Source organism: Mesorhizobium sp. M4B.F.Ca.ET.017.02.2.1, from assembly GCF_003998955.1.
GTDB lineage: Bacteria > Pseudomonadota > Alphaproteobacteria > Rhizobiales > Rhizobiaceae > Mesorhizobium > Mesorhizobium abyssinicae.
Genome location: NZ_RZOF01000268.1, coordinates 1 through 8,667, shown reverse-complemented (window position 1 = coordinate 8,667; position 8,667 = coordinate 1). Strand labels below are relative to the sequence as shown.

The following is an 8,667-nucleotide window of genomic DNA, read 5'->3' as shown; positions in this document are numbered from 1 at the left end:
AACGTCGATGCCAACAACGATTTCCATCCTATCCCATCCTTGCCTAATCGGGCTTCGCTTGCGGCCCAGGCGACTGTTCGGGGTCGATGGAACGGCGGACGAAGACCCTCGCTCTCCCACGGGCTTCTCCGGTCTCTCGTCCGCCACCGCACCTGCTGCAATAGCAGAGTCGGCAAGGGACAAGTTACAAGGATGCCGGCAGGCAGGTGAGGGGCAGCACCAAGCTTGCGAGATTGCCGCCTGGTATCGATGACGACGAACGCCAGCAGCACGGCCAATCACGGCCGTCAGCGCCGCCCCTCATCCGCCCTTCGGGCACCTTCTCCCCGTGAACGGCGAGAAGGGAAAACCTACGGCTTGATGAACACCTTGCCGTTCGGTTTGGCGAGCTCCCCCGCCGCGGGGCCGATCGCCTCTTCCAGCGGCACCACCGCCGTCACGTCCGTCGACCAGCGGCCGTCGGAAAAGCGCTTCTGCGCCTCCATGACCGCCGGACCCATCCGGTCGCGGTGCTCGCGCATCCATTCGGCGAGCCAGAAACCTTCGATATGCTTGTGCTGGAAGATCAGCTGGCCGGGCTCGCGGATGACCGTCGGCTCCGCGTCGAGCCGGCCATAGACGATCCAGCGCGAGCGCTTCGGCATGGCGTTGAAGATGGCCGAGGCCAGCGGCCCGGTGACCGCGTCGAGGAAGATGCGCGGCTGCTCTGCCTTTATCACTTCGCGCAGCCTGGCCTCGAAATCCGGCGCCTTCTCGTTGAGCACATGGGCGGCACCGACGTCCTTGAGCAGCGCGATCTGCTCGTCGCGGCGCACGGTGACGATCGGCCTGTAGCCCTCTTCCTTGGCGAGGCCCGCTATCAGCTTGCAGAGCTGGCTGGCGCCGGCTGTCATGATAAAGGCCTTCTCGCCGTCCTGCTTGACGATGTCGAACATGGCGAGCGCGGTGAGCGGGTTGACGATCATCGCCGCCGCATCCTCGTCGCGCACCGTGTCGAGCAGCGGGATGCAGGACGCCGCTTCCGCGACCGCATAGTCGGCCCAGGCGCCCCAGTTCGACAGGCCGGTGGCAAAGGCGACGCGCTTGCCGGCCAGACCCGTTGCGTAGGGCTCGCCGCCGGTCGCGGCCACGATGCCGACGCCCTCGAAGCCGGCCGGCCGACCCTTGACCCGCGGCTGGCCGTACTGGCCCTTGATGAAGGCGACGTCGGACGGGTTGATCGAGGCCAGGCTGACCTTGATCAGCACCTGGCTCGGTCCGGGTGTCGGCACCGCGATCGTGCCTTGCTCGAGATAGGGGTCCATCGTCTCAAGCGCGCTGCCCGATGGCGTCTTGGTGTAGCCGTCGCCGGTCAGCAGCAGCGCCTTCATTTCCGATGGGAGGGTCATCGGGGATACTCCTTGCTTGTCGCAGAGCAGTGACTGGCCAAGCCTCGCGCTCAGACCTTCTCCTGCGTGTATTTCTTCAGCTCGGTTCGCGCCACCTGCCGGCGGTGCACGGCGTCGGGCCCGTCGGCGAGGCGCAGCGTGCGCAAATGTGTCCACAAGCGCGCCAGCGGCGTGTCCTGGCTGATGCCTTGCGCGCCGAACATCTGCACCGCCTCGTCGGTGACTTTGAGCGCGACGCGCGGCGCCACGACCTTGATCTGGCTGATCCAGGGCGCGGCGGCGCGGGCGTCGCCCTGGTCGATCATCCATGCCGCCTTGAGGCAGAGCAGCCTCGCCATCTCGATCTCCATGCGGCATTCGGCGATGGTGTCGAAATTGGCGCCGAGTTTCGCCAGGGGCTGGCCGAAGGCCTCGCGGCGCACCGAGCGCTGGCACAGCATCTCCAGCGCCATCTCGGCCTGGCCGATGGCGCGCATGCAGTGATGGATGCGGCCCGGTCCCAGCCGCCCCTGCGCGATCTCGAAGCCCCTGCCCTCGCCGAGGATCAGGTTCGACGCCGGCACGACCACATTGTCGAACCTGAGATGCATGTGGCCGTGTGGCGCATCGTCGTCGCCATAGACCTGCATGGCCCTGAGATTGGTCACGCCCTTGGCATCGGAAGGCACCAGGATCATCGAATGTTGGCGATGCCGAGGGTCATCGTCGGAACCTGTCCTGACCATCACGATGTAGATGGCGCAGCGCGGATCGCCGGCGCCGGACGCCCACCATTTCTCGCCGTTGAGCACATAATCGTCGCCGCGCCGCTCGCAGCGCATCGAAATGTTGGTGGCGTCGGAGGAGGCGACGTCCGGCTCGGTCATCAGATAGGCCGAGCGGATCCTGCCGTCGAGCAGCGGCTCCAGCCATTGTTGCTTGTGCTCCGCCGAGCCGTAGCGCTCCAGCACCTCCATATTGCCGGTGTCGGGCGCCGAGCAGTTGAAGGTCTCGGCTCCCAGATGCGCCTTGCCCATCTCCTCCGCCAGATAGGCGTATTCGACCGTGGAGAGGCCATAGCCGCGCTCGGAACCGGTCAGCCAGAAGTTCCACAGCCCGCGTTCCCGGGCGGTCTTCTTGAGGCCCTCGAGGATTTCGGTCTGCCGCGCCGTGTAGACCCAGCGGTCGCCGTCCTTGCCGATCTCGGCCAGGAACTCCTCGCCGAGCGGCGCGATCTCGTCGCGCACCATCGCCGCGACGCGCGCGTGGATCGGCTTCAGCCGCTCGGTCATGCCGAGATTCATGTCCGCCATCGCTTCCGATCCTTTCGGAGATGCCTCTTTACCCGTGGCAAGGATGACCGTACTTCGGCTAGCCTTGTCAACGCGAGTCCCCAGGCGAGTCCCTTGGCCTCGGCCTGCGGCGAGATTGCGGAGGAGCGCCATGAGCTATCTGGACGAGCTGTTCTCAGTCGCCGGCAAGACCGCGCTGGTCACGGGTGCCGCGACCGGCATCGGCCGCATGGCGGCGACCGCCCTGGTCAGGGCCGGCGCCAGCGTCATGATCGCCTCCCGCAAGGGCGAGGACTGCATCAAGGTCGCGAGCGAAATCAACGCCCTCGGCGGCCCGGGGCATGCCGAGGGCTTTGCCGGCGACGTCTCCAGCGAAGCCGGCATCGCCGCGCTCGTCGCCGAGGTAAAGGCGCGGACGGAGCGGCTGCACATTCTGGTCAACAATGCGGGCATCTCCTGGGGGGCGCCGCTGGAAGAGTTCCCCTACCACGCCTGGGCCAAGGTGTTCGGCGTCAACGTCACCGCTGTCTTCCATCTGACGCGCGAGCTGCTGCCGCTGCTCGACGCCGCCGCCAGCGAGACGGATCCGGCCCGGGTGATCAATCTGGGTTCGGTGATGGGCACGCAGCCGCTTGCCGATGATGCCTATTCCTACACCGCCTCCAAGGCCGCGGTTCATCACCTGACGCGCACGCTGGCGATCGAGTTGGCTGCCCGCCGCATCACCGTCAACGCCTTCGCCCCCGGTCCCTTCCAGAGCCGGATGACCGCCTTTGCCACCGGAACCGAGGAACAGGCGAAACATGTCGGCGGCCATGTTCCGATCGGCCGCATCGGCATGCCGGATGACATTGCCGGCGCAACGCTCTATTTGTGCAGCCGTGCGGGCAGCTATGTCACCGGCGCCATCCTGCCGATCGACGGCGGCCAGTCGGTGCAGCATGGGCTGACCCTGTTCAAGGAATGAATGTCCGACCGGAACGCCGGCGGGGGTGAAGTGGAGGACATCAGCGTGGAACCGATCAGTCTCGATGTGCTTCTGGCCAGCGTCGGCAAGGAAGTCGGCGTGTCGCCCTGGCGCGTGGTCACGCAGCGCATGATCGACCAGTTCGCCGACGCCACCGACGACCACCAGTTCATCCACTGCGATCCGGACCGCGCCAGCCGCGAGACGCCGTTCGGCGGCACCATCGCGCATGGCTTCCTGTCGCTGTCGCTGCTCTCGGCGATGACCTTCGAGACCATGCCGCCGCTCGAAAACAGCAAGATGGGCGTCAACCACGGCTTCGATTCGCTGCGCTTTTTGGCGCCGGTAAAGACCGGCGCGCGCATCCGCACCCGTTTCGTGCTCGCCGACGTCAAGGTCAGGCCCTCGGGCTGGGTGCAGACGGCGCATGACGTGACCATCGAGATCGAGGGCTCGAAGAAGCCGGCGCTGACCGCGCGCTGGCTGACCCTGACGCTGATCGAGCGCCAGCCCGAGACCGCATGAACGACCTGAACGCGCTCGATCAGGCGGCGCTTGCGCCCTATCTCGAGGCGCATATCCCGGGTTTTGGCGGGCTTTCCGCCATCGAGAAGTTCAAGTCCGGACAATCGAACCCGACCTATCTTCTGACCGCGGCAAGCGGCCGCTACGTGCTGCGCGCCAAGCCGCCGGGCCAGTTGCTGAAATCCGCGCATCAGGTCGATCGCGAGTTCCGGGTGATGAAGGCGCTTGCCGCCACCGCCGTGCCGGTGCCGCGCATGCTGCACCTGTCCGGCGAGGACTCGCCCATCGGCCGCATGTTCTATGTCATGGAGTTCCTCGACGGCCGCATCTTCTGGGACCCGTCGCTGCCGGAGGCATCCGGGAACGAGGATCGCGCCGCCATCTACGATGCCATGAACGCAACGCTGGCCGCCTTGCACGATGTCGACGTCGAAGCTGTCGGGCTTGTGGATTTCGGCAAGTCCGGCAGCTATTTCGAACGCCAGTTCGGCCGCTGGACCAGCCAATACCGCGCCTCCGAAACCGGCAAGGTGGCGGATATGGACCGGCTGATCGCCTGGCTGGAGACGCACATGCCGGCCGATGATGGCCGCGTCTCGCTGGTGCATGGCGACTACCGGCTGGACAACATGATCTTCGCGGCCAGCGAGCCGCAAGTGATTGCGGTGCTCGACTGGGAGCTGTCGACGCTCGGCCACCCCTTCGCCGACATCGCCTATCAATGCATGCAATGGCGCCTGCCGCATGCATCGGGCTTTCGCGGCCTCGGTGGCGTCGACCGCGCTAGGCTTGGCCTGCCATCCGAGGAAGCCTATGTCGACGCCTATTGCCAGCGGCGCGAGATTGCCGGCATCGGCAACTGGAGTTTCTTCCTCGCCTTCTCCTTCTTCCGCCTGGCAGCGATTTGCCAGGGCGTCTACCGCCGCGCGCTGGACGGCAACGCCTCCAATCCGGAAAAGGCCAGGACCTATGGCGAGGCGGTAAAACTGCTTGCCGCGCTCGCGGTAGACCTGATCGACAACAAGGTTTGACATTGGGAGAACTGAGCGATGGGCCGTTTCGATGGAGCGACCGTGCTGATCACCGGTGCGACCGGCGGCCTCGGCCGCGGCGCGGCAAACGCCTTCGCCGCCGAAGGTGCGCGGCTGGTCCTATCGGATCTCGACGAGGCTGCGCTACGCGATTTCGCCGCGACGCTTGATGTCGAGTCGACAATCCTCGCCGGCAACATCGCCGACGAGAAACTCTCCGAGGATCTCGTCGCGCTGGCGGTGGAGAAGTACGGCCGGCTCGACATTGCCGTCAACAATGCCGGCATCGTCCATTCCTTCGTGCGCCTTCCGCAGGTGGTGTCGGACGAGGCGCGCCGGGTGCTGGAGGTCGACCTGCTCGGCGTTTTCTACGCCATGAAGCATCAGATCCCGCAAATGGAACGGCAGTTCAAGGCAAGCGGCAAGGGCGGCGTCATCGTCAACGTCGCCTCTGTCGCCGCCCTGTCCGGCGCGCCCAAGCTGTCGGTCTATGCCGCCGCCAAGCATGGCGTTGTCGGGCTGACGCGCTCGGCCGCTGCCGAATATGCCACCAAGGGTGTGCGCATCAACGCAGTCTGTCCCGCGCATACCAGGACCGCGATGGTGGACGGCTTCGTCCGCGCCAGCGGCTCCCCGGAAGCCGAGGCGATTGCCGAACTCACGCGCGGCGTGCCGATGAAGCGGGTCGGCGAGGTTGACGAGATCACAACGGGGATCCTGTTTCTTGCCGATCCCGCCAACTCCTTCATGACCGGCCATGCGCTGGCGCTCGACGGCGGCATCGGCGCCATCTAGGGCAGGCCGCCCAAAGCGATTTTCCGTCCGGAATTGCGTTGGAACAAAGGGTTAGGGCGGACGTTGGGGAACCTGCCACGCACTTGTTCGTTTCCGTACAGCGTATATATTTTAACAAGGCAACCAACCAACGAAGGCAGGCAAACCTTGCCGTTGAGCGTCCAGACACGCCGCGAAAAACAGAAAGCAGAGCTGCGCTCCGAACTGGTCGAAGCGGCCCACAAGCTCGTTCAGGAAGAAGGCTATGAGGGCCTGACCATCCGCAAGCTGGCCAAGCGGGTCGGCTACGCGCCGATGTCGGTCTATTCCTACTTCGCCGACAAGCAGGACATCCTGTTCGCGCTGGCCGAGGACGCCTTCGAGACGCTGGCGCGGCGCATCGAGGCGCACCCCGCCGACGATCCGATCGAGGCCCTGCAGGCGGTGATGACCGAGTACGCCGCCTTCGGCCTCGGCAATCCCAACGAATACCGCACCGTTTTCATGACCGAAAAGACCCGGCTGCCGGAAGGCCGCAGTTACGAGGACATGGAAGAGGGCAATCCGGCGATGAAGGTGTTGATCAGCAGGGTCGAGGCCTGCGTCGCCGCCGGCAAGCTCAAGGGCGACCCGCGCGCCATCGCCACCATGCTGTGGGCGGTCGGCCACGGCACGATCTCGCTCTTGATCACCTTTCCGTTCTATCCGTTCGGCGACCCGGAGGCTTTCGTGAAGCGGATGTGCGATTTCACGCTTGCCTCGCTTTCGACGCAGGACGTGCCGCCGCTGACCGAGACGCCAGTCAACTGCTGACTGGAGCAATTCCGCCCAGCGGTTTTGGGCCGGCATTGCGCAGGAGCGAACCCCCGGTTTTTACCGTCCAATCTGGCCGAGCGTCGCGCCGTGCGACATTTTCGTATTTTCAGAAAATTTGACCGTACATGTACAATTTCTCACTTGAACTCCCACTCCTCCGGACGTATATGTACGCCGTATCGTACATGTACGAAAAAGATTGACCGGAGAAAGATGATGAAAAAGACAATCCTCGCTCTCGCTACCGTCCTGGCTTTCTCGGGCGCCGCTTTCGCCGGCACCAGCCATCAGGCCAAGCAGGCTCCTGCCGCGGCTTGCGTCCAGACCAACGCCAATGTGAAGCTCGATTGCGGCACGACCGGCTCGGTCGAAAAGACCGGCGCGACGACCAAGACCGACGCCGCCAAGGGCCAGCGTCTGGGCATCGAAATCGATCCGTGGATCGTGCCCAGCACGTTCTAAGGCGGTTCGAACGCCACGAAATACTCAAAGGGCGGCAGGATATCCTGACCGCCCTTTTTGCTGGCCTTCTTACCTGCGTGGCTTGCGCCCTGGCACCGTCTTGGCCTTGCCAGGTCTTGCGGGGCCGCCCGGAATGGAGGTCGAGGTGATCGACACCGGATCGCTGGCCGGGAACGTGTCCTCGAGACCTTCCTCGAGTTCCTCTTCCTCGACCTCGTGTGTTCGTTCGTGCTCGAGCGAGCGGACTGCCGCCGTCTTCCTGGGCGGCCTAGGCGCGGATTTCGACGGCATCGGCATTCTCCCTCGACACGCTGCCGCAAAACGGATCGGGGCGTCGATGGTTCCTATGGCTCAGTTCGCCGCGTCGCTCGCCGCTTCCGACAGCAGAGTAAAGACATAGTCCGAGAACGAACGCCAGCATTCGACCCGGAAGGCATCCGCCGCCGTGCGCAGCAGCACGATCTCGGCCTTGCCGAGGATGGTGCGCGAAGCCGCCCCGACCGGGAACGCGTCAAGAGAGAGATCCTGCGGGCAGCCGGAGTTGACGGTCACGGCGGCCGCCGGGCCGGTGACGGAAAACGCGACGTTGCGGTGCGAGATGCCAACCGCCGAATGCAGCGCCGTCACCTTGGCGCAGTCGGCGAGCGGATCCTTGCCCGCCTCGTCGATCACCAGCCATTCGTCCGGTCCGAGCCAGAGCGCCGTGCGCCCGGCCTTGGCCGCCGAGGTCTTCGGCTTTGTCGGCAAGCTCACGCCGAGCGCCTTCGAAAGCACGGTCAGCGAAGCCTCCGGCGCGCGCACCGAAATGCGCTCGGCCGGCGCCAGCACGGCGAGCGTGACGCCCTTCGCCTCTGTCGTGCGCCCGGCCAGCGCCGGACGGCGCTCGGCCGACGAGCCCGCAGCGGTTGTCTTTGCGGCAGCCTTAGCCATTGAGGCGCTCCCCCTTCTCGTCGAAGAACACCATGCCGGTGACTTCCACCTCGATCGTCCCGTTCGGCATCGGCACATAGAGCGTCTTGCCCATGCGGTCGCGTCCGCCGGCGACCAGCGCCAGCGCGATCGAACGGCCGCAATTCTCCGACCAGTAGCTGGAGGTGACGTGGCCGATCATCTTCATCGGGATCGCTTGGCCAGGATCCTCGACGATCTGCGCGCCCTCTTCCAGCACCACCTTGGGGTCCTTGGTCTTGAGGCCGACGAGCTGCTTGCGGCCCTTGGCGACAAGGTCCGGCCGCATCAGGCCACGGATGCCGACGAAGTCGGTCTTCTTCTTGCCGACCGCCCAGTCAAGGGCTGCATCGTTCGGCGTCACCGTGCCGTCGGTGTCCTGGCCGACGATGATGTAGCCCTTCTCGGCGCGCAGCACGTGCATGGACTCGGTGCCGTAGGCGCAGGCGCCATGCTTCTGGCCCTCGGCCCACAGCGCCTCCCAG

Annotated in this window: 11 protein-coding genes; 6 read left to right on the top strand and 5 right to left on the bottom strand. The window is 65.4% G+C overall.

From position 1 onward, the window contains the following. Positions 1-350 precede the first annotated feature (350 nt). Both EN738_RS25405 and EN738_RS25400 read right to left on the bottom strand, forming a co-directional pair. A complete protein-coding gene (locus EN738_RS25405) occupies positions 351-1,388 on the bottom strand; it encodes a zinc-binding dehydrogenase (RefSeq protein ID WP_127286108.1) in 1,038 nt (345 codons plus the stop codon). Positions 1,389-1,438: 50 nt separating this feature from the next. Then, positions 1,439-2,680 carry an acyl-CoA dehydrogenase family protein gene (locus EN738_RS25400; protein WP_127286107.1) on the bottom strand — a complete coding sequence of 414 codons (1,242 nt, stop codon included), beginning with the start codon at positions 2,678-2,680 and terminating at the stop codon, positions 1,439-1,441. Between the two features lie 130 nt (positions 2,681-2,810). Between EN738_RS25400 and EN738_RS25395 the strand changes: the two genes are divergently transcribed. The 6 genes from EN738_RS25395 (at position 2,811) to EN738_RS25370 (ending at position 7,234) form a co-directional block, all read left to right on the top strand. Continuing rightward, on the top strand, positions 2,811-3,626 hold the full coding sequence (locus tag EN738_RS25395) for an SDR family oxidoreductase (RefSeq protein WP_127286106.1): 816 nt from the start codon (positions 2,811-2,813) through the stop codon (positions 3,624-3,626). Continuing rightward, positions 3,627-4,151: a MaoC family dehydratase gene (locus tag EN738_RS25390; protein WP_281015710.1), complete on the top strand. Its 525-nt coding sequence runs from the start codon at positions 3,627-3,629 to the stop codon at positions 4,149-4,151. Then, positions 4,148-5,182: a phosphotransferase gene (locus EN738_RS25385; protein WP_127286104.1), complete on the top strand. Its 1,035-nt coding sequence runs from the start codon at positions 4,148-4,150 to the stop codon at positions 5,180-5,182. Before EN738_RS25390 ends, EN738_RS25385 begins: the two co-directional genes overlap by 4 nt. 18 nt (positions 5,183-5,200) lie before the next feature. Beyond that, entirely contained in the window at positions 5,201-5,977 is a 777-nt protein-coding gene (locus EN738_RS25380) for an SDR family oxidoreductase (RefSeq protein WP_127286103.1), read from the top strand. Between the two features lie 147 nt (positions 5,978-6,124). Next, the gene (locus EN738_RS25375; protein ID WP_127286102.1) at positions 6,125-6,769 is read left to right on the top strand and encodes a TetR/AcrR family transcriptional regulator; all 645 of its coding nucleotides are present in this window, start codon (positions 6,125-6,127) and stop codon (positions 6,767-6,769) included. 219 nt (positions 6,770-6,988) lie between these two features. Continuing rightward, positions 6,989-7,234: a DUF680 domain-containing protein gene (locus EN738_RS25370; protein WP_127286101.1), complete on the top strand. Its 246-nt coding sequence runs from the start codon at positions 6,989-6,991 to the stop codon at positions 7,232-7,234. Positions 7,235-7,303: 69 nt separating this feature from the next. On the opposite strand, the gene EN738_RS25365 is transcribed toward EN738_RS25370, so the two are convergent. The 3 genes from EN738_RS25365 to EN738_RS25355 form a co-directional block, all read right to left on the bottom strand. Then, positions 7,304-7,525, bottom strand: coding sequence for a hypothetical protein (locus tag EN738_RS25365; protein WP_127286100.1), 222 nt, complete (start codon positions 7,523-7,525; stop codon positions 7,304-7,306). 60 nt (positions 7,526-7,585) lie between these two features. Further along, the gene (locus EN738_RS25360) at positions 7,586-8,164 is read right to left on the bottom strand and encodes a sarcosine oxidase subunit gamma (RefSeq protein ID WP_127286099.1); all 579 of its coding nucleotides are present in this window, start codon (positions 8,162-8,164) and stop codon (positions 7,586-7,588) included. After that, the coding region (locus EN738_RS25355; protein WP_281034328.1) for a glycine cleavage T C-terminal barrel domain-containing protein at positions 8,157-8,667 on the bottom strand (511 nt) is incomplete at its 5' end. The genes EN738_RS25355 and EN738_RS25360, both read right to left, overlap by 8 nt.